Source organism: Myceligenerans crystallogenes (assembly GCF_039529775.1).
Taxonomy (GTDB): domain Bacteria; phylum Actinomycetota; class Actinomycetes; order Actinomycetales; family Cellulomonadaceae; genus Myceligenerans; species Myceligenerans crystallogenes.
Genome location: NZ_BAAANL010000004.1, coordinates 270,904 through 295,038 on the forward strand (window position 1 = coordinate 270,904; position 24,135 = coordinate 295,038).

The following is a 24,135-nucleotide window of genomic DNA, read 5'->3' on the forward strand; positions in this document are numbered from 1 at the left end:
CTCCCGGCGAGGGCGAGCGCCCTGCGGCCGGCGCGGCGTCACATGTCCTGGACGAGGGTGACCACCAGGACGCCCAGGAGCAGGAGCGGGATCGGGAGCGCCGCCCAACGGCGTCGTCGGACGGCGACCACGACCCCCGCGACCAGCAGCGGAGCGGCCGCGTAGCGGGCGATCGCCGAGGACATGCCGATCTCCGCGAAGTCCTCCAGCACCGCCCCGAGGAGCACGACGGTCACGGCGAGGGCGGAGAGGTTGACGACGGAGAAGATCTCGCCCTGAGGCCGGAGCTCCGCCTCTGGTCCGGGGCCCGTCTCGGCGGGCGGGTCCTGCGTGGTGGCGCGGAAGTCGGTCACGTTTCTCCTCTGGGGTGGGAACGCGCAGGTCAGGCAGCATGAATCTGGCTGTGTGGGGGACAGGAAGGGTGGTCTACCCCGAGTCTTGGCGTCGCGTCGGCACAGGTCAAGCAAAGTCCAGGAATCCAGCCACCTTTATCGGGCGCGCCGAGGGGGCATCATTGCCCCCATGAAGGTCTCGCGCCGCTCCGCCGTCCCGCCGTTCGCCGTCATGGAGATCCTCGCCGCCGCGAACGCGCGCCGCGCCGCGGGCGAGGACGTGCTCAACCTCTGCGCGGGCGAACCGAGCACGGGGGCCTCCGACGTCGTCCGCGAGCGTGCCGCCGAGGTGCTGCGCGGCGGCGACATCGGCTACACCGAGGCGCTCGGCGTCCCGGCCCTGCGGGCCGAGATCGCCGCCCACTACGGGCGCTGGTACGACGTCGAGGTCGACCCCGCGCGGATCGCCGTCACCACCGGGTCCAGCGGCGGCTTCCTGCTCGCGTTCCTCGCGGCGTTCGACGTCGGCGACCGGGTGGCGCTCGCCCGGCCCGGGTACCCCGCCTACAAGAACATCCTCGCCGCGCTCGGCTGCGAGGTGGTCGAGCTCGACTGCGGGCCCGAGACCCGCTACCAGCCGACGGTCTCCCAGCTCATGGAGGCGTACTACGAGGGCGGGCTCGACGGCGTGATGGTGGCGAGCCCCGCCAACCCCACCGGCACGATGATCACGTCGGACGAGCTGGACGCCGTCGCCGCCTGGTGCGCCGAGCACGAGGTGCGCCTGATCAGCGACGAGATCTACCACGGCATCGCCTACTCCGACGAGGTCACCCAGGCCACCGCCGCGCGGTACGCCGACCGGGGCGCCGTCGTCGTCAACTCCTTCTCGAAGTACTGGGCCATGACGGGCTGGCGGCTCGGCTGGCTCGTGCTGCCGCAGGAGCTGGTGGCGCCCGTCGGGGCGCTCGCGGGGAACGTGGCGCTGTCGCCGCCCGCGCTGGCGCAGCAGGCGGCGGTGGCGGCGTTCAGCGAGGCCGGGTACGCGGCGGCGACCGAGAACGTCACGCGGTACGCGGACTCCCGCGCCCTGCTCGTGGCGCGGCAGGCCGAGCTGGGCTGGGACCCGGTGGCCCCGGCCGACGGCGCGTTCTACTTCTACGGGAACGTCGCGCGGTTCGGCCTCGACTCGGTGACGTACTGCGACCGGCTGCTGGCCGAGGCGAACGTGGCGATCACGCCCGGCCTCGACTTCGACGCTGTCGGCGGGCGGGACTGGGTGCGGCTGTCGTTCGCGTCGGCCCCGGCGGTCGTCGCCGAGGCGGTGGACCGGATCGTGGCCTGGCACAAGACGTTGTGACCTACGGGCGCATGTCGCGCGCCGCCTCGACCATCTCGTCGATGACGGCGCGCACGGCCGGGCTGGGTTCGTGGCGGCCGATGCGGTGGCGCACCACGAGCTTGCGGGATCCGAGGCCGGCCAGCCGGACCACCGTGACGCCGTCGGGGACGTCGTTCTCGCCCAGGGCCAGCGCGGGCAGCATCGCGACGCCCTGACCGGCCGAGACGAGTGAGAGCGCGGTGTCGAAGTCGTAGTAGGCGTGGCGGGTCGGGATGGCCGTGCCGAGCGTGCGGGACAGACGCCGTAGCGCGCGGTCCGCGGCCGTGTCCGCGATCGGTCCCACCCAGGGGAGGCCCGGGAGGTCGTCGAGGCGCTCGGGTTCGGCGGTCTCCGGGGGGACCACGATGCACCACGGCTCCTCCAGCAGCGGGATCTCGTGGACGCCCCGGGGCGCCGGCGCATCCACGTCCATGTCCCGCTCCAGCACGATCGTGTCCAGGTCGCCCGCGCGCAGGCCCCGGGCCAGCTCGGCCGGGTCGTGCTCGCTGACGCCCACCTCGATGCCCGGGAACCTCGTGGCCAGCGGCGCGAGCATCGGGGCGACGACGGCGCGGATCGCGGTCTGGAAGGCACCGATCATCACGCGGCCCGTCACCTCCTCGCCGAGCGCGGCGATCGCCTGCCGGGCCTCGATGAGCTCGGACTCGATGCGCTCGGCGGTCTCGGCCAGGACCCGGCCAGCCGGGGTGAGCGTGACGCCGCGCGGCCCGCGGTCGAGCACCGTGATGCCCTCCTCGGCCTCCAGCTTGGCGATCTGCTGGGACACGGCGGACGGCGTGACGCGCAGCAGATCCGCGGCGGCGAGCACGCCGCCGGAGCGGTGCACCGCAAGGAGGAAAGCGAGTCGCCGGGGGTCTGCAGCCATGTAGCGATGCTACACCCCGGAGTGCAGGAACATTCGATTGTGCTGAACGGGTTCCAGGGTGCACCATGGTGTTCGGCGCGAGCCCGGGAGGTGCCTCCCGCGGCGCGATGCCGCCCCGCCCGCGCTCGTCGGCGGAGGTTCTACCCACCCTCGCGGCTCGTTTCCGGCGCGGGTGACCCGTGAATTTTCGAATCGATTCGGGAGGTGCTCTGTGTTCTCGCTCACGACTGTCGTCACGGCCTTCGGCTGGGTCGGTGCCGCCGCTGGTCTGGTCGCGTACGCGATGGTCAGCCAGGGCCGGTGGCGCCCCGACTCGATCGCCTTCCAGGTGACGAACCTGGCGGCGGCGATCGTCCTGCTGGCGGTCGCCGCGATCCACGGCGTCTGGCCGTCCGCGGCGTCCAACGCGGCCGCGATCGCCATCGGGCTGAACGCGCTGTACATGGTGGTGCGGGCCCGCGTGCGGCGGGTGCGGGGCGGGCGTGCGGTCCGCGAGGCGACCGCCGAGGTCGCGGAGACGACGCCGGCCTGAGCGCGAGCCTGCCGGACGTGTCTCAGATCACCACCGTGTAATGACAAAAGCCGCGGCCGGTTGAGAGGCTGGACAGGACAGTAAATCACAGTGCAAGGACGCATCGATTCCTGGAGAATTTTGCCAGATGCGATCGCCGGGCGTGATCATGGACCGCTGCAGGCTCCATGCGCAGCTCAGGCGCGCGGCGTGAGACTCACGTCCACGACCAGTGCTCGATGATCGGAGAGCCCCGTGTCCACCGCACGGGGCTCTCCGGTCACCCGCAGCTGGCCGTCGTCGTCCACGAGCACGTGGTCGATCTGGAACCGCGGCCGTTCCACGGGGAACGTCGGCGTCGGCGTGGCGGCCGGCGGCCGCCAGCCGATCTGTTGCACCGGCGCCGTGTCGCGCAGGTTCAGGTCCCCGGTGAGCACGACGGGCCGCGGCGCGCCGCTCAGCGCGTCGCGCAGCCACGGCAGCTGGGCCCACGCGTTGCCGAGCCGCGAGCTCAGGTGCGTCGCGCAGACGGTGATCGTGCCCGACGGCGTCCCGACGTCCGCGGCGACGGCGGCCCGCGGCTCGTCGACGCCCAGCTGGACCGGCCCGGCCCACCGGCTCGCCAGCGGCAGCCGCCAGTGCCGCCATGCCCGCACCGGGAACCGTGAGGCCAGCGCGATCCCGTACGCGGGGTACCGTTCGCGACCCCGGGCCCGCCAGCGCAACCCGGGCACGCTCATCCACCCGGCCACGGTCGGCACGAACCGATGGTCGACGGCGCCCATGGCCTCCGCGCAGATCCGCGCCTGATCGGTGAACCCGCTGCGGGGCTGCCGCCTGTCGACCTCCTGCAGCGCCAGGATGTCCGGGTCCAGGGCCCGCACGGCGGCGGCGAGCCGGCGCGCGTCGCACCTGCCGTCGGGGCCGAGCCCGTGCCGGATGTTGAACGTCACGATGCGCACGCGCCGATCCTGGCGTGCGCCCGGCCGCGCCGCCACCTGGGCTGTCGCCGCGTCGCCTGCGGTCCGCACGGGCGGCCTCTACCGCGGCCGTCCCCTCCACCGTGGCGCGGCCCCGGGGCGGTCGCAACCGTGCGCCTGGCGTGCCCGGCCAGGCAGTAGGCTGGGCACACAACTGAATCCGGCCCGGGCGAGTTCTCTCCCGGGGCCGTGCCGCCAGCAGTCGCGACGGGAGAGCCCGGCCCGGCGTCGTCGTCCCTGACGACCACGCCGATCAGACCGGCGCCGAAGGAGCAACACCCTCCCCGGGAATCTCTCAGGCACCCGTACCGTCGCGGCGAGGCAACTCTGGAAAGCAAACCGCCCGGCCTGGTCATCGCCACGCCGGAACGGTTTCACCGACGGTGCAAGCCGGTGCCTCCCGCGAGGGAACGCGCCGGTCAAACTCTCAGGTCGACCCAGCTCCCCGCACCCGGGCAGCCGGGTCCGATGACAGAGCGGGGAGGGACCCCTTGACGTCCCTCGCCCTCCGACCGCAGGAGCCCGCCCGTGAACCAACAGCACCCGGCCGTGTTCGCCGACCGGCACCTCGGCCCCCGCGGCCGCGAGATCACGACGATGCTCGACGAGCTCGGCTACGCCACGCTGGACGCCCTCGTCGAGGCCGCGGTCCCCAAGTCCATCCGCACGGAACGCCCGCTCGACGTGCCCGCCGCGCGCAGCGAGGCCGAGGTCGTCGCCCACCTGCGGGAGCTCGCGGGCAAGAACGTCCTCAAGCGCCAGCTGATCGGCCAGGGCTTCTACGACACGCACACGCCCGCGGTCATCCGCCGCAACGTGCTGGAGAACCCCGCCTGGTACACGGCCTACACGCCCTACCAGCCCGAGATCAGCCAGGGCCGCCTCGAGGCCCTCCTCAACTTCCAGCAGGCGGTCGAGGACCTGACCGGCCTCGACATCGCCAACGCCTCCCTGCTCGACGAGGCCACTGCCGTGGCCGAGGCCGTCGCCCTGATGTGGCGCGCGTCGCGCGCGAAGGCCGGCTACGTCGTCCTCGACGCCGAGCTCTTCGGGCAGTCCCTCGCCATCGCGCGCGGCCGCGCGGAGGCCATCGGCCTCCCGGTCGTCGTCCTCGGCCTGTCGGCCGGCCTGCGGGCCGGTCTCGAGCGTTTCGTCGCCGACGGCGGCACGCTGCCCGACGGCGACCTGGTGGGCGTCGTGATCCAGCAGGCGGGCGCCGGCGGCCGCGTCCTGGACGCCCGCGGCGTGGTCGCCGAGGCCAAGGAGGCGGGCGCGCTCGTCACGGTGGCCACCGACCTGCTCGCGCTGACGCTGCTGGTCAGCCCGGGCGAGCTGGGCGCGGACATCTCCGTCGGCTCGGCGCAGCGGTTCGGCGTGCCGTTGTTCTACGGCGGCCCGCACGCCGCCTACATGTCGGTGCGCAAGGGACTGGAGCGGCAGCTCCCAGGTCGGCTCGTCGGCGTCTCGGTCGACGCCGACGGCGCGCCCGCCTACCGCCTCGCCCTGGCCACGCGCGAGCAGCACATCCGCCGTGAGCGGGCCACGAGCAACATCTGCACCGCCCAGGCGCTGCTCGCGATCGTCGCGAGCATGTACGCGGTCTATCACGGGCCGGCGGGCCTGAGGGCGATCGCCGAGCGGGTCCACGGCCACGCGCTCACCCTCGCGAACGGCCTGCGGGCCGCCGGGGTCGAGATCGTCCACGACCAGTTCTTCGACACGGTCCGCCTGGCGGTTCCGGGCCGCGCCGACGACGTCCTCCGCTCGGCGTCCGACGCCGGGTACAACCTGTTCGCCCCGGACAGCGGCCACGTGCAGGTCTCCGTCGACGAGACGACGACGCCGGCCGACGTGGACGCGGTGCGCACGGCGATCCTGACCGCGCTCGGCCTGGACGCCGGCGCGGCGCCGTCGTCGTCCGCCGCCGCGACGTTCCCGGCGGAGCTGACCCGGACCACGGACTACCTGCAGCACCCTGTTTTCCACAGGTACCGCTCCGAGACGTCCCTCATGCGGTACCTGCGCAAGCTGTCCGACAAGGACCTCGCGCTGGACCGCACGATGATCCCGCTCGGCTCCTGCACGATGAAGCTCAACGCGGCGGTCGAGATGGAGTCGATCTCCTGGCCCGAGTTCGCCGGGATCCACCCGTACGTGCCGGCCGAGCAGGCCGCCGGCTACGCCGAGCTCATCTCGGCGCTGGAGAGCCAGCTCGCGGAGATCACCGGTTACGCCGCCGTCTCCGTGCAGCCCAACGCCGGCTCGCAGGGCGAGTTCGCCGGGCTGCTGGCGATCAAGGCGTACCACGCCTCGCGCGGCGAGCAGGCGCGCGACATCGTGCTCATCCCGGCCTCGGCGCACGGCACGAACGCGGCGTCGGCGGCGCTCGCGGGGCTGCGCGTCGTCGTCGTCAGGACGGCCGACGACGGCGAGGTGCTGCTCGACGACCTGCACGCCCAGCTGGAGAAGCACGGCCCGCGGGTCGCGGCGATCATGATCACGTACCCCTCCACGCACGGCGTGTACGAGGAGCACGTGCGCGAGGTGTGCGACGCGGTGCACGCGGCGGGCGGCCAGGTGTACATCGACGGCGCGAACCTGAACGCGCTCGTCGGGCTGGCCCGGCCGGGGGAGTTCGGCGGCGATGTGTCGCACCTGAACCTGCACAAGACGTTCTGCGTCCCGCACGGCGGCGGCGGGCCCGGGGTGGGGCCGGTCGCGGTGGCCGAGCACCTGGTGCCGTTCCTGCCGGGGGACCCGACGGCGTCGTCGGCCGGCGAGAACGGACCCGGCGCGGGCGGGACGCCCGTGTCGGGCACGAACCACGGTTCGGCGGGCATCCTGCCGATCTCGTACGCGTACCTCGCGCTGATGGGGCCGGACGGGCTGACCGAGGCGTCGCGGACGGCGGTGCTGACCGCGAACTACGTGTCGTCGCGGCTCGGCGGGTACTTCCCCACGCTCTACACGGGGCCGAACGGCCTGGTGGCGCACGAGTGCATCCTGGACCTGCGCGAGCTGACCGCACGGACCGGCGTCACGGCGGCTGATGTCGCCAAGCGGCTCCAGGACTACGGCTTCCACGCCCCGACGCTCGCGTTCCCGGTGGCCGGCACGCTGATGGTGGAGCCGACGGAGTCGGAGGACCTGGCGGAGCTGGACCGGTTCGTCGCGGCGATGATCGCGATCGCCGGGGAGATCGACGACGTCGCGGCGGGCCGCTGGACGGTCGACGACTCGCCGCTGCGCGGCGCCCCGCACACGGCCGCGTCGGTGGTCGCGGACTCGTGGGACAAGCCGTACTCTCGCGAGCAGGCGGCCTACCCGCTGCCCGGCCTGCGGCACGACAAGTACTGGCCGCCGGTGCGCCGCATCGACGACGCGCACGGGGACCGGAACCTGGTGTGCTCGTGCCCGCCGGTCGAGAACACAGCCTTCGAGGCCCCTGAGACGTCCGCGCCTGCCGAGGAGATCCGATGAGCGACAAGAAGACGCCGCTGCACGACGAGCACGTCGCGCTCGGGGCGCACCTGACGGAGTTCGGCGGCTGGGAGATGCCGCTGCGGTACACCTCCGACCTCGCCGAGCACCGTGCCGTGCGCGAGGCCGCCGGGCTGTTCGACCTGTCCCACATGGGGGACATCGAGGTGACCGGCCCGGACGCCGCCGCGTTCCTGGACCACGCGCTGGTGGGCGCGATCTCGAAGGTCGGCCTGCTGCGGGCCCGCTACACGATGATCTGCGCCGACGACGGCGGCGTGCTCGACGACCTCATCGTCTACCGCACGGGCGACACCGAGTACTTCGTCGTGGCGAACGCGGCCAACACCGACCTCGTGCTGGGCGAGCTGGAGCAGCGGGCGCGCGGCGCCGGTGGCGCGGCGGCGTTTGACGTCGAGATCGCGGCCGTGCCGACCGCTCTGATCGCGGTGCAGGGGCCGCGCGCGGAGGAGATCCTGCGGGCGACCGACGGCTTCGACGAGAGCGCCACGGACCCGGCGGCCTCCGGTGGGACGCTGGCGGACCTGAGGTACTACGCGTGCGCGCCGATGACGTTCGCGGGCGAGCCCGTCGTCGTCGGCCGCACCGGCTACACCGGCGAGGACGGCTTCGAGGTCTGGGTCGCCCCGCACCTCGCCGTCCGCCTGTGGCGGGCGCTGCTCGCCGCCGGCGAGCCGTTCGGCCTGGTCCCGGCCGGGCTGTCCGCGCGCGACTCGCTGCGCCTGGAGGCCGGCATGCCGCTGTACGGGCACGAGCTCGACACCACGACCACGCCGTTCGAGGCGGGCCTCGGCCGCGTCGTGAAGTTCGACAAGGTGTCCGGCGACGGCGCGCCGGTGGCCTTCACCGGGCGCGCCGCGCTCGAGTCGCGGGCCGGGTCCGAGCCGGCGCGGGTGCTGGTCGGGCTGCGCGGGCAGGGGCGGCGTCCCGCCCGCGCGGGCTACGACGTCGTGCTGCGCGGCGCCGCCGGAGCTGCCGGGGCGAAGGTCGGGACGGTGACGTCCGGGGCGCCGTCGCCCACGCTCGGGTACCCGGTCGCGATGGCGTACGTGACCCCGGAGGTGTCCGCCGAGGGCACCGAGCTCGCGGTGGACGTGCGCGGACGGGCGGAACCGTTCGTCGTCGTCCCGCTGCCGTTCTACCGTCGTCCCGGGAAGTGACAGCACTCCCGGGCCGAGCCGGCCAACCGAACTGATCTACGACAGGAGCCCGATATGGCGGACTACCCCGCTGACCTGAAGTACACGACGGAGCACGAGTGGATCGACGGCGGCTCGCCCGCGGCCGTCGGCGTGACGCCCTACGCGGCCGAGGCCCTCGGCGACGTCGTGTTCGTCGAACTGCCCAAGGTCGGGGCGACGATCGAGCACGGCACCGTGGTGGGCGAGATCGAGTCCACGAAGTCCGTCTCGGAGCTGTACTCGCCCGTGAGCGGGACCGTCGTCGAGGTGAACGAGGAGGTCGTCGCCGACCCCGCCCTGGTGAACTCGGACGCGTTCGCGGCCTGGCTGTTCAAGGTCGACGTGACGGCCGAGGGCGAGCTGCTCACCGCCGAGGAGTACGCCGGGCACGCGGGCGGCTGATCCTGCCGGACGTCCATGATCTGTCGCGGCGGAAACAGCTTCACCGCGACAGATCATGGACACTTGACCAAGGCAGCGGGTTTATCCGGTTGGTGGCAGGTTCTTCTCGACGGACAGGGTCGCTCAGGGGCTCTACCTCGCGGTTCTCTCCTCGCGGAGTAGCTACTGACTTATCTTCAGGTTGCGAGACGGTCACGCCTTCGAAATTTCTCGATCCAACCGCGTCACGATTCCCCGCTCACCACGTCTCTCTTGATAGCAGCACCCCACCAAGGCCGAGCCCAGAACCGGCCGCTGCATCGAAGGAGAGCCCACATGAGCACCGTTGTCGTCGATGTACCCGAACTGACCCGTCGCGAGCAGGTCGTCCTTCAGGGCCTGATGAACCTGGACGAGACTCTCGAGCAGATCGCCGACTCCCTGTTCGTCACGCGCAACACGGTGAAGTCGCAGGTCCGTAGCCTCTACCGGAAGCTCGGCGTGACCAGCCGCGAGGCAGCGGTCGAGCGCGCCGCCCTCCTCGGCCTGGCCTGAGGCGGACCACCACCCCGCGACCGCCTCCGCCGCACCCGGCGCGGAAGCCGTCGTGTCGCGGGGCGGTCCATGCCAGGATGCTCGGTATGGCCGCCCCGATCCTCGTCGTCGCCGCCGCGCTGGTGGACGACCTGACCCACCCCACCCGCCTGCTCGCCGCCCGTCGGACGCTTCCGGCGGCGCTCGCGGGCCGCTGGGAGTTCCCCGGCGGCAAGGTGGACGACGGCGAGACGCCCGTTGCCGCACTGCACCGCGAGCTGCGCGAGGAACTCGGCGTCACGGCCGAGCTGGGCCGTGAGCTCCCGGGCCCCGACGACGAGTCGTCGTGGCCGCTCACCGACCGCTACCGCATGCGGCTCTGGCTCGCCCGGATCACCGCCGGCACCCCGGCCCCGCTGGAGGACCACGACGAGCTGCGCTGGCTGCCGGTCACCGACCTGCACTCGGTCCCCTGGCTCGACGGCGACGTCCCCATCGTCCGCGCGCTCGAGGCCGCACTTCACGCGCCCGCCCGGTGAGGGCCCTTGTCAGGCCGGGACGGGCCGGGCGCGGCGGGCCGCCGCGATGCGGTTGCCGAGGGGGACGAACGCGCCGTCCATGAGGACCGGGACGACGTCGGTCGCGTCGACCTCCGAGGCGATGACGACGTCCTCGTCGAAGCCGAGGTCGATCAGCTCGCGCGCGCTCGCCGACTCGCGCAGCAGCTTCTCGGGGCGGGCCACGCCCTTCCACAGCGCCGCGGCGGCGATGCTCTCCGCCGAGAGCCGGGTGGTGTTGTCCGGCAGCATCCCGGTGAGCTTCGCGGCGATCGCGCCGGCGCCGATGTTGTCCTCCAGCGCGGGGCGCAGGGAGCCGTCGGTCCAGTGCTCACCGGCCGGGACGAGGACGACGTCGTGCGCCGGGTTGGCGTTGAGGTGCGCCGCGGCGAGACCCGCGACGGCGGCCGCGTTGCGCAGGCATCCCGCAATCATCAGGGCGCCGCGGCTGGAGATGGTGTGCGCGATCATCGAGCCGTTCGGCGACGGCAGCACGACGCGCTCGGCGTCGAGACCGCGCAGCGACGCGGGCGACAGGCTGATGCCCTCCGACGAGCGGGGCCCGGCCAGGGCGGCGCGCATCGTGCGGGCCAGCCGCGCGGCTCCCGACGCGTCGCTGTAGGGGAACGGGTACACGCCCGCGCCCGCCTCGCACGCCACCGTGACCGACGTCGAGAAGGACAGCACGTCGATCACCACGACCAGGGACCGGCGGGCGTCGGCGTCGGTCAGCGCACGCGCACCGGCCAGTCCCCAGTCGGTACGGACCCGGGCGGGACGCTGGTCATGCGGTGTCGCGGTCACGCAGGCATCGTAGAGCCTTGGGCCTCCCTTGAGGTAGGGCATATGGGACGAAAATCTATACGATCAGGTTTCGGGCGGGTGAAAGCATTCGCAGTACGCTGTGCGCATGACGAATTTCCAGGTCGCCCATCGCGACAAGCAGGAGCCCACCGCGACTCTTCTCGTCCGGGTGATCGTGTGCCTGGCCCTGTTCGTGGGTGGTCTCGCGCTGATCGGGATCGGGTCGGACGGCGCGGACGCCGAGAACCTGGGCAGCGCGCTGACCTTCGTCGGCGGCATCGTGCTGATCTCGCTCGCGTTCGGCCTGCCGATGATGGGCGCGACGGAGCGCTGATCCAGCCGTTCCCCGGCCCCGATCTCACCCGATAAAGGTGCGATCGGGGTTCCGTTGTGTGCCAGGATGACCGATGCGCCGTCATCGACGGCCGCTCCCATCTCATCCTCCCCAGGGGCTGATGTCCATGCGCCCGTTCCTACGCTTCGCCGCCGTGGCCCTGTCCGCGGGAGCTCTCCTCCTGGCCGGGTCGGCCGCGCCTTCCGCGCCGGCTGCCGCAGCCGGCACCCGAAGCGGCACCCTGCACGTCGTGACCCGCGCGGGAACGCTTGACGGCACCTATTCGATCTCCGACGTCGTGACAGGCACCAGCGCACGCGTCGCTCGGATGAAGTTCGTCTTCGACCCGCACGGCCAGACCCTCGACCTCATGTCGGGGACGGCCGGTGGCCGAAGCTCGATCTGCGTGGAGAAGTCCAACGGCGACTACTGCGACCATGCCTACCTCGTCCAGGACTCGAACACCGAGGCCCACGCCGATGTCTACCTCGATGCCAGTGATCCTGCGACCACCTACGAGGCCTACGTCGCGCTGAGATTCAGCCTCGGCGGCCGCACCGGGTTCTGGTTCTACGACCCCGACCCGCTCGAGTTCAAGGTGAAGCGACAGACCAAGGCTCGGGTCACCGCCGAACGTTCTGGGTCTTCGGTGGTCGTGTCCGGCGGGCTGAGCCGTGCCGTTCCGCTCCTGCGCCAGACGGAGGTCGGCTTCCGGCCGTACCCTGGCGCCGACGTCGTGCTCACGTTCGACCCTGAAGGCGACGCTCCTGCCGTCAGCAAGGCAACGGTCACGACATCCGCCGCGGGAACGTTCAGCAGGAAGCTGGCATATCCCGGCCCGGGCCGGTGGATCGCCGCATTCGCGGGCAACTCGGCCTACGCGCCGTCAGGTGTGCTGGCGTCCGGCCGGCCCGCTCCCGCTCCTGAGCCGGCCAAGACGGTCAGGTACACGGACTACGGCGTCACGGCGTCCTTGAAGACCGTGGCGACGAATGTCACCGTCACAGGGTCGGACGAGGTGAAGATGCGCGTCGACATCCGGGGCTCCGCCGACACCGACTGGTTGTCGATCGAAGCGAGGGAGATCTGTGCGGTCAGCCGCGTCGGCCGGTACGACTGGCGCTGCAGCACGGCACGCAAGGTGAGCAGCAACCATGCCTACGCAGTCTTCCCGTTCAGCAGCTTCGACCCCGCGAGCGTGTACGACCTGGCGGTGGCGGGCAAGTTCACGCTGTCCGGATGGGGCAAGATCGACTTCCCGGCGTCCTCCGGCGTCGCCAGCTTCAAGGTCTCCAAGAAGACCAGGCTGACCACGGCGTTGAGCGACACGTCGGCCAGGACGGGTCAGAAGGTCTGGGTCTCGGGATCGCTCAAGGTCCCCACCCTCAAGTCCGACAGCACCAACCCGTCGGGCTTCCACGCGCTGCCCTACGAGCCCGTCCGGATCTGGTTCGACCCGTCCGGCTCTGCCGACCCGGTGCTGAAGGCCAAGATCACGACCGACTCGAAGGGCGCGTACGCGAAGTCGTTCACGGCTCGCACCTCCGGCAGCTGGATCGTCAGGTACGCGGGGGACGAGACCCAGTTCCTCACCTCGTCGTCCGACCGGAAATGGATGTCCGCCGGCTGACGGACGCCGACCCTCGACCCGCTGACGAACGGCCGCCGTCACCCGCATCCGGATGACGGCGGCCGTTCGGCGTCGCTCAGAGAGTCTCGCGGACCTGCCGGGTCGCCGCGATCAGGTTCGTCAGGCTGGCCGTCGTCTCCCCGTAGCCGCGGGTCTTGAGCCCGCAGTCCGGGTTGACCCACACCAGGCGCGGGTCGATCTCCGCGACGGCGAGCTTGAGCAGGTCAGTGATCTCGCCGTCGGACGGTACCCGCGGGCTGTGGATGTCCCAGACCCCCGGGCCGATGCCGCGGGCGTAGCCCGTGGCGGCCAGCGCCGGCACGATCTCCATGCGGGACCGCGCGGCCTCGACGGACGTGACGTCCGCGTCGAGGTCGTCGATCGCGCCGACGACGTCGCCGAACTCCGAGTAGCACAGGTGCGTGTGGATCTGGGTCGACGGCGCCGCGCCGGAGGTCGCCAGGCGGAACGAGCGCACCGACCAGTCGAGGTAGCCCGGCTGCGCACCGGCGTCCAGCGGCAGCAGCTCACGCAGCGCGGCCTCGTCGACCTGGACGATGCCGGTCCCGGCCGCCTCCAGGTCCGCGACCTCGTCGCGCAGCGCGAGCGCGACCTGGTTCGCGGTGTCGCGCAGCGGCTGGTCGTCGCGCACGAACGACCAGGCCAGGATGGTCACCGGGCCGGTGAGCATCCCCTTGACGGGCTTGTCGGTGAGCGACGCCGCGTACTGCGTCCACGGCACCGTGATCGGCTCCGGGCGCGACACGTCGCCCCACAGGATCGGCGGCCGCACGCAGCGCGAGCCGTACGACTGCACCCAGCCGTGCACCGTCGTCGCGAAGCCGGCGAGCCGCTCCGCGAAGTACTGCACCATGTCGTTGCGCTCCGGCTCGCCGTGCACGAGCACGTCCAGGCCCAGCTCCTCCTGCAGCTCGATCACGCGGGCGATCTCCCCGCGGATCCGCGTCGTGTACTCGGCGTCGTCGATCTCGCCGCGCGTCCAGGCGGCGCGCGTGGTGCGGATCTCGGAGGTCTGCGGGAACGAGCCGATCGTGGTGGTGGGCAGCGGCGGCAGGTTCAGCCGGGCCTGCTGCGCCGCGGCGCGATCGGCGTACGGGGCACGGGCGAAGTCCGCGTCGGACAGCTCGCCGAGGCGTTCCCGGACCTCCGGGACGACGACGCCGGCCGCCTCCGCCCGCGCGGCCACCGCGGCGGCCGACGCCGTGAGCTCCTGGGCCACCGCGTCCCGGCCCGCGGCCAGCGCGCGGGACAGGGTGACGACCTCGGCGACCTTCTGGTCGGCGAACGCCAGCCAGCCGGCCAGCGCGGGGTCGAGGCGCGGCTCGTCGTCGACGTCGTGGGGCACGTGCTGCAGCGACGTGGACGTGCCGACCGCGATCGCCGCGGCGCCGGCCGACTCGCGGAGCGTCTCCAGGACGCCGAGCTTCGCGGCGAGATCCGCGCGCCAGATGTTGTGACCGTCGATCACGCCCGCGACCAGGGTCTTGGTCTCCAGCCCGGGAACGGTGGACGACGACGTCGCGGGTGCGGAGGCGGCGTCGGACGCCCCGGAACCGCTGCCCGGCAGCGGGGAGCTGCCGCGCACCAGGTCGACGGCGATCGCCTCGACGGCGGTGCCGGCGAGCACCGACAGGTGGTCACCCGACGCGCGGCGCAGGTCACCGAACGGCGCGGCGACCAGGATCTGCGGGCGCTCGGTCCCGGCGGCCGCGGCGGTGAGCCCGGCGTACGCGCGGCGGACGGCGTCGGACACGGTCTCGTGGTCCGCGGCGATGAGGTCGCTGACCAGCGCCGGCTCGTCGAGCTGTACCCAGGGGGCGCCCGCGGCGGCGAGCGCGGCGAGGAGCTCGCGGTACGCGGCGACGACGTCGTCCAGGCGGGACAGCGGCGAGAAGTCCTCGGGGGCGCCGTCCTCCGGCTTGCTCAGCAGGAGGTACGTGACCGGGCCGACGACGACCGGGCGCGTCACCACGGGAATCCCGCCGTCGGACGGGCGCGCGGCCTCGGTGAACTCGCGGACGATGCGGTCGTCGGCGAACGAGATCGGCGTGGACGGGCCGATCTCCGGGACGAGGTAGTGGTAGTTCGTGTCGAACCACTTGGTCAGCTCGAGCGGCGGCTGCGCGGCGGTGCCGCGCGCCAGGTCGAAGTAGCCGGCGTCCTGTGCGCCGTCCGTGAAGCGGGACGGGATCGCGCCCAGCGTGAACGTGATGTCCAGCACCTGGTCGTAACGGGAGAACGAGCCCGGGATCGCGGCGTTGCCCGCCTCCAGGCCCAGCTCGGCCAGGCGGCGGACCGTGGCGAGGCGCAGGTCGTGGGACGTGCGCTCCAGGTCCTCCTCCGTCGTCCTTCCCGACCAGTACGACTCCAGCGCGCGCTTCAGCTCGCGCCGTCGCCCGATGCGCGGGTAGCCGAGCACCGTGGCGTGGGGGAATGAGGGCAGATTGCTCTCGGTCATCTCTACTCCATCGCACCTGGCATTGAGCACCGTGCCCCGGCAGGGGTGGTTGCTGCGGCGTCACGGAGCCAGGTCTCTCGGCCGCTCTGGATGGGTGAACATGCCTCCGGGAGGAGGCGTGAGGGCCGCCCGGCGGACGTCGTCGTGCGGGCCCTCCGGACCCCGGCTCAGGCCGGGGTTGTCGTGAGTCCGGCGGCGGACAGCAGGTCCAGCGCCGGACGGTGCTTGTTGAACGTGTACACGTGGATGCCGGGCGTGCCCGCGTCGAGGACGGCCCGGGCGAGCCGCACCGTGTACTCGATGCCGCGCTCGTGCTGGGCCTCGACGTCGGGTGAGCCGTCGTCGAGCTGCAGGCCGTCGAGCTCCGCGAGCAGGCCCGGCGGCGGGACGACGCCGGTCAGCTCGTGCACCCGGCGCAGGCGGCGCGGCTCCGTGGCGGGGAGGATGCCGGCCAGGATCGGGATCGTGACCCCGGCCTTCCGGGCCGCCGTCGTGAACCCCGTGTACGAATCGGGCTCGTAGAACAGCTGGGTGATCGCGAAGGAGGCGCCTGCCTCCTGCTTCTCCAGCAGGCGGGCCACCTCCTGCTCGCGGGTCGTGCCGGCGCCGGGGTTCCCGTCCGGGAACGTGGCGACGGCGATGGTGAGCGGCTTGGCCGCGCCCCGCAGCGCGTTCGCGGGGCTGGCGGCGCAGCGCCGGGCGTCGAGGTCGCGCAGCAGGCGGACCAGCTCGGTGCTGGAGTGCACGCCGTCGGCGGCCGGGCGCCAGTCCGGCTGGTCCTTCGGCGGGTCGCCGCGCAGGGCGAGGAACGTGCGGACCCCGGCCTCGAAGAAGTCGTCGATCACCTCCGACACGTCCTCGCGGGACGCGCCGACGCAGGTCAGGTGGGCCACCGGCAGGACGGGCGTGCCCTGCAGCAGCTTGCTCACGACGTTGCGCGCGGTGGCGCGGTCGCCGCCGCCCGCGCCGTAGGTGACGGAGATGAAGTCGGGACGTGTCGCGACGAGCCGCTGCGCGGTCTCCCAGAACTTCGGCGCGGCGTCGGGACGGCGCGGCGGCATGAGCTCGAAGGAGATCGTCGGGCGGCTCGGGTGCGGCGTCTCGACTGCCATGAAAATGATGCTCCCATCGGGCCTGGCGTTAGCACCTTGCCCGCGCCCGGAGGCCGGCAGGTTGCTGCGGTGTCGACGAGCCAGGACTCTCGACCGCTCTTGATGGACGGCAAGTATCGTCACACATGTCCACGACCGGATCGTTGTCGTGCTCACGTGCCGAGACGGCGCGTAGGGTGGCAGGCATGGACAACGAAGAGCGCCTCGCCGTCTTCATCGACTACGAGAACCTTGCGCTCGGTGCCCGGGAGCACCTGGGCGGCATGCAGTTCGACTTCGGGCCCATCGCCGACGCCCTCGCGGTGCGCGGCAGGGTCGTGGTGCGCCGCGCGTACGCGGACTGGTCGTACTTCGACGAGGACCGCCGCGCGCTGACGCGGCACCAGGTCGAGCTGATCGAGATGCCGCAGCGGATGGGGGCCTCCCGGAAGAACGCCGCCGACATCAAGATGGTCGTCGACGTCATCGAGATGGCCTTCGAGCGCGACTACATCTCCACGTTCGTGATGTGCACCGGGGACAGCGACTTCTCGCCGCTCGTGCACAAGCTGCGGGAGCTGAACAAGCGGGTGATCGGCGTCGGCGTGGAGCTGTCGACGTCGCGCCTGCTGCCCGCCGCCTGCGACGAGTTCCTCTTCTACGACCGCCTGGAAGGCGTGGACGTGCCGGACGAGGCCCCGGCCCCGGCGCCGAAGTCCCGCGGACGACGCCGGGCCGGGACGGCGGCCGGCGCGCGCGCCAGGGCCGTGCCGAGCGAGGAACTCGCGGAGAAGGCCCCCGAGGCCGAGGCCGCGGAGCCGGTGGCCCCGGAGGAACCCGCCGCGAAGGACGAGACGGGTGCCAAGGGCCGGGCGGCGTCGTCGTCGGGCCGGCGCCGGAAGCCGAAGGCGACGCCCGAGCCGGCCGACGTCGGCGTGCACGACGACGTCCAGGACGACGAGGCCGACGAGCCGGGCGGCGAGTCGCCGACCATGGAGGTACGGGTCGCGCAGACGCTCAAGGACATGCAGGCGTCCGCCGAGGGGTCGGTGACCGCGTCCATGCTGAAGCGGACGCTGGTGCGCAAGGACCCGACGTTCAGCGAGTCCGACTACGGGTTCCGGACGTTCGGCGAGTTCCTGCGGTTCCTGGCGGAGCGCGGGTTCGTCGTGCTGTCGGACGGCCCGTCGAAGGGCGACCCGGAGGTCTCCCTGCCCGAGGCGGGCAACGCGGACTCCGCGTTCGCGCTGCTGCGTGCGGTGGTGCAGGGGTCGGGCGGGAACGCCGTGCTGTCGGGGCTGAAGAACCGGGTGCGCAAGGAGCGGCCGGACTTCTCGGAGAAGGCGCTCGGGTACCGCGGGTTCCTGCAGTTCGCCAAGGCCGCGCAGACGGCGGGGGCGATCGACCTGACCTGGGACGACGACGCCGACGACTACCTGGTGACCGCGCGCTGACGTCGTGTTGATCACATCCGGCGGTTTGGTCGGATTCCCCTCGGGGGCGGTGTGCCAGGGCACAATGTGCGGGTGACCTACCGGGTACTCAAGCTCATCCTCTCGCTCCTGATCTTCGCGCTCCTGCGGCCGCGGGTCACGGGCGCCGAGAACATCCCGCGCCAGGGCCCGGTGATCATCGCGAGCAACCACCTGTCGTTCATCGACTCGATCCTCATCCCGATCATCGTGCCCCGGCACGTGACGTTCCTGGCCAAGAAGGAGTACTGGACCGGGCGCGGTATCAAGGGCGCGCTGTCGCGGTGGTTCTTCACCACGATGGGGGACATCCCGGTGGACCGCAACGACCCGCGTGCCGGGCAGCGGTCGCTGGAGGACGCGCTCGCGGTGCTGGAGCGGGGCGGGGCGTTCGGGATCTACCCGGAGGGGACGCGGTCCCGGGACGGCAAGCTGCACCGGGGCCACACCGGCGCCGCGTGGCTCGCGCTGCAGGGCCGGGCGAAGGTGGTGCCCGTCGGCCTGATCGGGACCGACAAGGTCAAGCCGATCGGCAAGCTGCCGCGGCTCGGGCGGATCGAGATGCATTTCGGTGCTCCTATCGATCCGTCCCGTCAGATCGAGGCGGGCTCGAAGCCGGCGATGGCCCGCCGCCAGCTGACCGACGAGGTCATGACGTCGATCCAGAAGCTGAGCGGCCAGGAGCGCGCTGACTGACGGACGGGCAGCCGGCCAGGTGATCGTCGACGACGCCGCAGGCCTGCATGGCGGCGTACATCGTCGTCGGGCCGACGAAGCGGAAGCCGGCCTTCTTCAGGGCCTTGCTCAGGGCCTTCGACTCCGGGGTGTGTGCCGGCACGTCCGACCAGACCGCCGGGCGGGCGACGCGCTGGGACGGGTCCGGGGCGAAGGACCAGAACAGCTCGTCGAGGCTGCGCCCGGACTCGTGCAGCGCGACGAGGGCGCGGGCGTTGCCGACCGTCGCCTCGATCTTGCTGCGGTTGCGGATGATGCGGGCGTCCTCGAGGAGCCGTTCGACGTCGTCGTCCGTGAACGCGGCGACCGCCTCCGGGTCGAAGTCCTTGAACACCTCGCGGAAGGCGGGGCGTTTGCGCAGCACCGTGATCCACGAGAGGCCCGACTGGAAGCCCTCGAGGGTGATGCGTTCGTAGAGCGCGGACTCGCCGTGCACGGGCAGGCCCCACTCGGTGTCGTGGTACTGCTCGTAGAGCGGGGTGCCGTCGCCGAAGCAGCGGGCGCCGGACAGTGGCTGCGGTGAGATCAACTCGGTCATGCCACAACTGTGCACCGGGTGGCTGACAGCGGGCCGAAGTTATCCACAATCCGCAGCTCAAGGCGTGTCTCGAGCCCCAGCGTCCGCCGAATCCACGTCGATGTCAGTACTCGATGTCAGTGGCCGGTGTGATGCTAGGGGCCATGGCACGAGACTCTCTGAGCAGATCGCAGGCGCGGCGGGTGGCGCTGGCCGCGCAGGGGCTGGCCCGGCCGCGGGTCGCCGGCGAGGACGGCGCCGGGCCGACGACCAGGCAGGTGCACGGTGCGCTGCAGCGGCTCGGGGTGCTGCAGATCGACTCCGTGAACGTCCTGGCGCGGGCGCACCTGATGCCGCTGTACTCGCGGCTCGGCGCGTACGACGTCGGGCAGCTCGTGCGCCTCGCCTCGCGTGCGCCGCGGCGGATCGTGGAGACCTGGGCTCACGAGGCCTCGTACGTTCCCGTGTCCACCTGGCCGCTGCTCGGGTGGCGGCGGCGTGAGTACCGCGATCACGCCTGGGGATCGATCGCCCGGACCGCCCACGATCACCCGGCGGAGCTCGACGTCGTCCGGCAGATCGTCGCGGCATCCGGACCCGTGACCGCCGCGCAGGTGCACACGATCATGGAGGCCGGCGGCGGCCCGGCGCGTCCCCCGAAGGACAACTGGGGGTGGAACTGGTCCGTCGCGCGACGCTGCCTGGAACTGCTGTTCTTCACCGGGGAGATCGCCGCCGCGGCACGCGACTCCGCGTTCCAGCGCCGGTACGACCTCACCGAACGTGTCGTCCCGCGGCAGATCCTCGCCGCCGGGGAGCCGGACGACGCCGCGGCCGTCCGCGGCCTGATCGAGATCGCCGCCCGGGCGCACGGCGTGGCCACGCAACGCGACCTGAACGACTACTTCCGCATCGGCAGGGGCGGCACCCGGGAACTGGCGAGGCAGGCCGTAGCCGACCTGGTCGACGAGGGCACGCTGCGCCCCGTCACCGTCCGGGACGCCCCCGGGGAGTGGTACCTCCACCGCGACGCCACCATCCCGCGCCGCGCGGAGGCCCATGCCCTGCTCAGTCCGTTCGACCCGGTCGTCTTCGAACGGAACCGGCTGGACGCGCTCTTCGACGTCCACTACCGCATCGAGATCTACGTCCCGAGGCACAAGCGCGTCCACGGCTACTACGTGCTGCCGTTCCTGCAGGGCGAGCACATCACCGCGCGTGCCGACCTCAAGGCGGACCGGCCCGCCGGAACGCTGCTGGTCCAGGCCGTGCACGCCGAGCCCTGGCTCCCCGCCGGGGAACAGCCGGGCACCGCGGAGGCACTCGCCCGGGAACTCCGCGGGCTGGCCGCATGGCTGGGCCTGGAGCAGGTCACCGTCGTCGGGCCCGGGGACCTCGCCCCCGCGCTCAAGGCCTGCCTGTCGTGAACCGCCCCGCAGACGTCGCCTCCCGGTACCCCGCGGCGGCCGCTCTGCAATACTGCCAAGCGTGCTCCGACGTCGCACCGCCCTGATCGTCGCCGCCGCTCTCGCGCTGCCCGCGGCGATCGTCGGCGTCGCCTGGAGCGTGCAGGAGAGCCGCGAGGTGGCCGCCGGGGAGGTCGCCGCGGCAGAGCTCCAGGACGCCCGGGCCTCCGTGGTCCGGCTCGTCGACGAGGGCCACGCCGCACGCGCCGACCTGGGCGAGCGCATCGCCGAGGCACGGGACGTCACGCGCGCGGGCCGCACCGCCGAGCGCGGCGTCATGCAGGCGCTCCAGGAGGCGCTGTCCACCGCGGAATCGCACCGCAGGGCCGAGGCCCCCCGGGTGCCGCCCGCCGACGCCGGCCCGGCAGCCCTCGCGGACGCCCGGTCCGCGGCCCGGGACTGGACCGGCGAGCTCACGTGGATGTCGGGCGAGCTCGCCAGGAACATCGCCGCGGCCGAGAAGTCCCAGCAGGAGTTCCGCCAGGCCCAGGAGGCGAGGCGGGAACGCGAGCGACAGCAGGCGGCCAGGGCCGGGCGGGAGCCGGCGTCCCGGCACGAGCCCGCCCCGCCGGGCACGCTCCCCGAGGCGCGGGACGCCCTCCGCCAGGCGGTCACCGACCTCCCGCCGCTCGTCGAGGACGCCGGGTTCACCATCGACTGGGCCGAGCAGGCGGGAGTCCCCGGCGACCTCGTGTCGCGCCTCCGGGCCCGGCTCGGCGAGGCCCAGGAGGCGCTCGCGGACGGCGAGGCGGTCGCCGGATCGGGCGAGCTCGGTGTCGTCGCCGGAGCGGCACGGCGGCTCGACGCCGCGTTCGCCGCGCTGGAGGAGGCCTCGTGGCGGGCCCGGGACGCCGGGGCGGACGGGACCAACGGGCGCCTCTCGCGTGCCGAGCTGTGCCTGGCGAGCCACAGCCCCGAGGGCCTGCGGCAGTACCTGCGGTGCGACGCCGCCGAGGCGTGGCGGCGGCTCGGCGCCGAGTTCGAGCAGGAGTTCGGTGTGCCGCTGTACGCGGAGTACGGCTACCGCGCCTACGACCTGCAGCTGTGGGCGATGGCCGTGTACGGCGCCGGGCAGGCCGCCGAGCCGGGCACGTCCAACCACGGCTGGGGCGAGGCGGTCGACCTGCAGGACGACGCGGGCTGGGGCTTCGGCGGCGAGTACCACGAGTGGCTCCGCGCGCACGCGCCCGCGTACGGCTGGGACAACCCGCCCTGGGCCCGCCAGGGCAACGGCCGCGAGGAGCCGTGGCACTGGGAGTACGGGACGAGCTGACGGCGCCGGCCCGTGGCCTGCCGGGTCACGGGACCGGCCGGGTCGGCCCGTGGCCTGCCGGGTCACAGGACCGCCGGGCCGGTCCGGGCGCCCGCGGGGCGCCGGGGTCGCCCGGGGGACAATGGCGTGTGCAGTGTTCCCATTACGAGGCCGGTCGCTGCCGTTCGTGCGCCCTGCTGGAGACGCCGTACGCGACCCAGGTCGCGGACAAGCAGGAGCAGGTGGCGCGGCTGCTGGACGCCCCGGGGATCGAGTGGCTGCCGCCGGTGACCGGCCCCGAGTCCGGGTTCCGCAACAAGGCGAAGATGGTGGTCAGCGGCACGATCGACGCGCCGGTGCTCGGCATCCTCGACCCCGCCGGGCGCGGCGTCGACCTCACCGACTGCGGGCTCTACCCGCCCGCGCTCCAGGCGGTGTTCGCCCCGCTCACGGAGTTCGTGACCCGCGCCCGCCTGGAGCCGTACCAGGTGACGGCGCCCCGGAACGCCCCCGCGCGCGGCGAGCTCAAGTACGTCCTGGTCACCATCTCCCCCGACGACGAGTTCATGGTCCGTTTCGTCATGCGCTCCACCGAGGCCGTGGCCCGGATCCGCAAGCACCTGCCCTGGCTCCGCGCGGCCCTCCCTGGCCTGGTGGTCGTCACGGTCAACGTGCAGCCCGCCCACGCGGCCGTTCTCGAGGGTGACCGCGAGATCGTGCTGACCGAACGCGAGGCCCTGACCATGCGAGTGGGCGGCGTCCCGCTCCAGCTCCGCCCGCAGAGCTTCTTCCAGACGAACACCCGGGTCGCGGCGGCGCTCTACCGGCAGGCGCGCGAGTGGGTCGACGACGTCTCGCCCGCCGGCCTCTGGGACCTGTACTGCGGCGTCGGGGGGTTCGCCCTCCACTGCGCGGCGCCGGGCCGGGCCGTGGCGGGGATCGAGCTGAGCGCCGAGGCGGTCGCCGCGGCGTCGGCCACGGCCGCCGGACTCGGGCTGACCGGCGTGACCTTCGAGGCGGGGGACGCGGGCGCCGTCGTCGGACGCCTGGCGGAATCCGCGCCGGAGATGGTGGTCGTGAACCCACCGCGGCGCGGCATCGGGCCGGAGCTCGCCCGCGCGCTGGACGCGTCCGAGGCGCGGCACGTCCTGTACTCGAGCTGCAACGCGACCACCCTCGCCGCGGATCTGGCCCACATGCCCGGACTACGCCCCGTCAGGGGGGTCCTGCTCGACATGTTCCCGCAGACGCGGCACTACGAGGTGCTCATCCACCTGACCCGGGCGTGACGGCGGCGCGGCCCGCGGCACCCGGAACGGCCCCGGGCGCGCGGAGCGTCCCCACCACGAGCACCGGCGAGGCCGCCCGCAGCAGCCAGAACGACTCCCGGACGTCGACGAACGCGCGCGTGCACTCCGCGCAGTCGATCAGGTGGTTCTCGAGCTCCTTGCGGCGGCTCGGCAGGAGGCGGTTGCGGATGTAGTCGTGGATCGCGCCGCGGGTGGTCCGGCACTCGGCGGCGTCGGACACCGGCACCTCCGCGGCCCCGCGCGCCGGGCCGCGCCCGGCGGCGCCGACGGGCCGCGCCGGACGGATCGACGGCGGCATCTCAAGTGGTGCCGCGGCCTCGGCCGACGGCGCGGCGACCAGCACCGGCTGCCCGGCCCGCCGGTGTTCGACGGCGGTCATCGGCGCCCCCAGCGGCGCCTCGACCGACGCCCGTGCCACGTCGACGGAGGCGTGGTGCCAGTAGTCCACCGGGCGGTCGACGACGCCGTGCACGGCGATCTCGTGGCAGAGCTGCTCGAGGCCCCGCCTCGTGGCCAGCACCGGGTCGGCGGCCGGCACCTGCCGAGCGACCGCGAAGATCACCGCGCGGCGGTGGGCAGCCCATTCACTCAGATCGGTGCTGGCGCGCGTCTGCAACTTCGTCCTCCGAATCCGCCGCAGCGCCGTGCCGCCGGCCGGCAGCAGGACGCCATGGCACATGGTGGCACCTGAATGTCTGCGCATGGAAGCGACGACCGGAATATCGTCGCGATCGCTGGGCATCTGCCCAGTTGACCTGTGCGAATGCACAAACAGAAGCGCCGAGGCAGCGCGTCCGGCGG

22 protein-coding genes and 3 riboswitches are annotated in these 24,135 nt (G+C 72.9%); of the genes, 14 read left to right on the top strand and 8 right to left on the bottom strand.

Annotation, left to right across the window (positions count from 1 at the left end; genetic code table 11):
- Positions 1-38 precede the first annotated feature (38 nt).
- A complete protein-coding gene (locus ABD208_RS11470) occupies positions 39-353 on the bottom strand; it encodes a hypothetical protein (RefSeq protein WP_344102780.1) in 315 nt (104 codons plus the stop codon).
- 169 nt (positions 354-522) lie between these two features.
- Here ABD208_RS11470 and ABD208_RS11475 point away from each other — a divergent pair, with 169 nt between their 5' ends.
- Positions 523-1,692: a pyridoxal phosphate-dependent aminotransferase gene (locus tag ABD208_RS11475; protein WP_344102782.1), complete on the top strand. Its 1,170-nt coding sequence runs from the start codon at positions 523-525 to the stop codon at positions 1,690-1,692.
- A 1-nt stretch (position 1,693) separates the two neighbouring features.
- Here the strand turns inward: ABD208_RS11475 and ABD208_RS11480 are convergent, their stop codons facing one another.
- A complete protein-coding gene (locus ABD208_RS11480; RefSeq protein WP_344102784.1) occupies positions 1,694-2,599 on the bottom strand; it encodes a LysR family transcriptional regulator in 906 nt (301 codons plus the stop codon).
- A 211-nt stretch (positions 2,600-2,810) separates the two neighbouring features.
- On the opposite strand from ABD208_RS11480, the gene ABD208_RS11485 reads away from it, so the two are divergent.
- A complete protein-coding gene (locus ABD208_RS11485; RefSeq protein WP_344102786.1) occupies positions 2,811-3,131 on the top strand; it encodes a CBU_0592 family membrane protein in 321 nt (106 codons plus the stop codon).
- 176 nt (positions 3,132-3,307) lie between these two features.
- Here ABD208_RS11485 and ABD208_RS11490 read toward each other — a convergent pair whose 3' ends face one another.
- Positions 3,308-4,072, bottom strand: coding sequence for an endonuclease/exonuclease/phosphatase family protein (locus tag ABD208_RS11490; protein ID WP_344102788.1), 765 nt, complete (start codon positions 4,070-4,072; stop codon positions 3,308-3,310).
- Positions 4,073-4,288: 216 nt separating this feature from the next.
- Positions 4,289-4,411, top strand: a riboswitch (glycine riboswitch).
- Positions 4,412-4,687: 276 nt separating this feature from the next.
- Between ABD208_RS11490 and gcvP the strand changes: the two genes are divergently transcribed.
- The 5 genes from gcvP to ABD208_RS11515 all read left to right on the top strand — a co-directional run bounded on the left by gcvP (position 4,688) and on the right by ABD208_RS11515 (position 10,226).
- Positions 4,688-7,570: an aminomethyl-transferring glycine dehydrogenase gene (gene gcvP / locus ABD208_RS11495; RefSeq protein ID WP_425561106.1), complete on the top strand. Its 2,883-nt coding sequence runs from the start codon at positions 4,688-4,690 to the stop codon at positions 7,568-7,570.
- A complete protein-coding gene (gene gcvT, locus ABD208_RS11500; protein WP_344102793.1) occupies positions 7,567-8,751 on the top strand; it encodes a glycine cleavage system aminomethyltransferase GcvT in 1,185 nt (394 codons plus the stop codon). Before gcvP ends, gcvT begins: the two co-directional genes overlap by 4 nt.
- Positions 8,752-8,805: 54 nt before the next feature.
- Complete coding sequence (gene gcvH, locus ABD208_RS11505) at positions 8,806-9,174, top strand: glycine cleavage system protein GcvH (protein ID WP_344102795.1); 369 nt, start codon at positions 8,806-8,808, stop codon at positions 9,172-9,174.
- Positions 9,175-9,489: 315 nt separating this feature from the next.
- Positions 9,490-9,708 (top strand): LuxR C-terminal-related transcriptional regulator, encoded by a 219-nt coding sequence (locus ABD208_RS11510; RefSeq protein WP_344102797.1) that lies wholly within the window; start codon positions 9,490-9,492, stop codon positions 9,706-9,708.
- An 86-nt stretch (positions 9,709-9,794) separates the two neighbouring features.
- The gene (locus ABD208_RS11515; RefSeq protein ID WP_344102800.1) at positions 9,795-10,226 is read left to right on the top strand and encodes a (deoxy)nucleoside triphosphate pyrophosphohydrolase; all 432 of its coding nucleotides are present in this window, start codon (positions 9,795-9,797) and stop codon (positions 10,224-10,226) included.
- Between the two features lie 9 nt (positions 10,227-10,235).
- Here the strand turns inward: ABD208_RS11515 and ABD208_RS11520 are convergent, their stop codons facing one another.
- Positions 10,236-11,048, bottom strand: a complete 813-nt coding sequence (locus tag ABD208_RS11520) for a 2-phosphosulfolactate phosphatase (protein WP_344102802.1) — start codon at positions 11,046-11,048, stop codon at positions 10,236-10,238.
- 106 nt (positions 11,049-11,154) lie between these two features.
- Here ABD208_RS11520 and ABD208_RS11525 point away from each other — a divergent pair, with 106 nt between their 5' ends.
- Positions 11,155-11,382: a hypothetical protein gene (locus tag ABD208_RS11525; protein WP_344102805.1), complete on the top strand. Its 228-nt coding sequence runs from the start codon at positions 11,155-11,157 to the stop codon at positions 11,380-11,382.
- Between the two features lie 154 nt (positions 11,383-11,536).
- Positions 11,537-13,012, top strand: coding sequence for a hypothetical protein (locus tag ABD208_RS11530; protein WP_344102807.1), 1,476 nt, complete (start codon positions 11,537-11,539; stop codon positions 13,010-13,012).
- A 76-nt stretch (positions 13,013-13,088) separates the two neighbouring features.
- On the opposite strand, the gene metE is transcribed toward ABD208_RS11530, so the two are convergent.
- Positions 13,089-15,491 carry a 5-methyltetrahydropteroyltriglutamate--homocysteine S-methyltransferase gene (metE, locus tag ABD208_RS11535; RefSeq protein WP_344102810.1) on the bottom strand — a complete coding sequence of 801 codons (2,403 nt, stop codon included), beginning with the start codon at positions 15,489-15,491 and terminating at the stop codon, positions 13,089-13,091.
- Between the two features lie 4 nt (positions 15,492-15,495).
- Positions 15,496-15,588: riboswitch (SAM riboswitch) on the bottom strand.
- A gap of 70 nt (positions 15,589-15,658) precedes the next feature.
- The gene (locus ABD208_RS11540; protein WP_344102812.1) at positions 15,659-16,603 is read right to left on the bottom strand and encodes a methylenetetrahydrofolate reductase; all 945 of its coding nucleotides are present in this window, start codon (positions 16,601-16,603) and stop codon (positions 15,659-15,661) included.
- Between the two features lie 10 nt (positions 16,604-16,613).
- Positions 16,614-16,712, bottom strand: a riboswitch (SAM riboswitch).
- A gap of 76 nt (positions 16,713-16,788) precedes the next feature.
- Between ABD208_RS11540 and ABD208_RS11545 the strand changes: the two genes are divergently transcribed.
- Both ABD208_RS11545 and ABD208_RS11550 read left to right on the top strand, forming a co-directional pair.
- On the top strand, positions 16,789-18,036 hold the full coding sequence (locus tag ABD208_RS11545; protein ID WP_344102814.1) for an NYN domain-containing protein: 1,248 nt from the start codon (positions 16,789-16,791) through the stop codon (positions 18,034-18,036).
- A 72-nt stretch (positions 18,037-18,108) separates the two neighbouring features.
- Positions 18,109-18,750 (top strand): lysophospholipid acyltransferase family protein, encoded by a 642-nt coding sequence (locus tag ABD208_RS11550; RefSeq protein ID WP_344102816.1) that lies wholly within the window; start codon positions 18,109-18,111, stop codon positions 18,748-18,750.
- Here ABD208_RS11550 and ABD208_RS11555 read toward each other — a convergent pair.
- The gene (locus ABD208_RS11555; RefSeq protein WP_344102818.1) at positions 18,704-19,327 is read right to left on the bottom strand and encodes a DNA-3-methyladenine glycosylase I; all 624 of its coding nucleotides are present in this window, start codon (positions 19,325-19,327) and stop codon (positions 18,704-18,706) included. The genes ABD208_RS11550 and ABD208_RS11555 overlap by 47 nt on opposite strands.
- 143 nt (positions 19,328-19,470) lie before the next feature.
- On the opposite strand from ABD208_RS11555, the gene ABD208_RS11560 reads away from it, so the two are divergent.
- From ABD208_RS11560 to rlmC, 3 genes are all read left to right on the top strand, one after another.
- Positions 19,471-20,733 (top strand): winged helix-turn-helix domain-containing protein, encoded by a 1,263-nt coding sequence (locus ABD208_RS11560; protein ID WP_344102820.1) that lies wholly within the window; start codon positions 19,471-19,473, stop codon positions 20,731-20,733.
- Between the two features lie 61 nt (positions 20,734-20,794).
- A complete protein-coding gene (locus ABD208_RS11565) occupies positions 20,795-22,045 on the top strand; it encodes a M15 family metallopeptidase (RefSeq protein WP_344102822.1) in 1,251 nt (416 codons plus the stop codon).
- A 128-nt stretch (positions 22,046-22,173) separates the two neighbouring features.
- Complete coding sequence (gene rlmC / locus ABD208_RS11570) at positions 22,174-23,313, top strand: 23S rRNA (uracil(747)-C(5))-methyltransferase RlmC (protein ID WP_344102824.1); 1,140 nt, start codon at positions 22,174-22,176, stop codon at positions 23,311-23,313.
- Here rlmC and ABD208_RS11575 read toward each other — a convergent pair.
- Entirely contained in the window at positions 23,291-24,013 is a 723-nt protein-coding gene (locus ABD208_RS11575; RefSeq protein WP_344102826.1) for a zf-HC2 domain-containing protein, read from the bottom strand. The two genes, rlmC and ABD208_RS11575, sit on opposite strands and share 23 nt — an antisense overlap.
- Positions 24,014-24,135 lie beyond the last annotated feature (122 nt).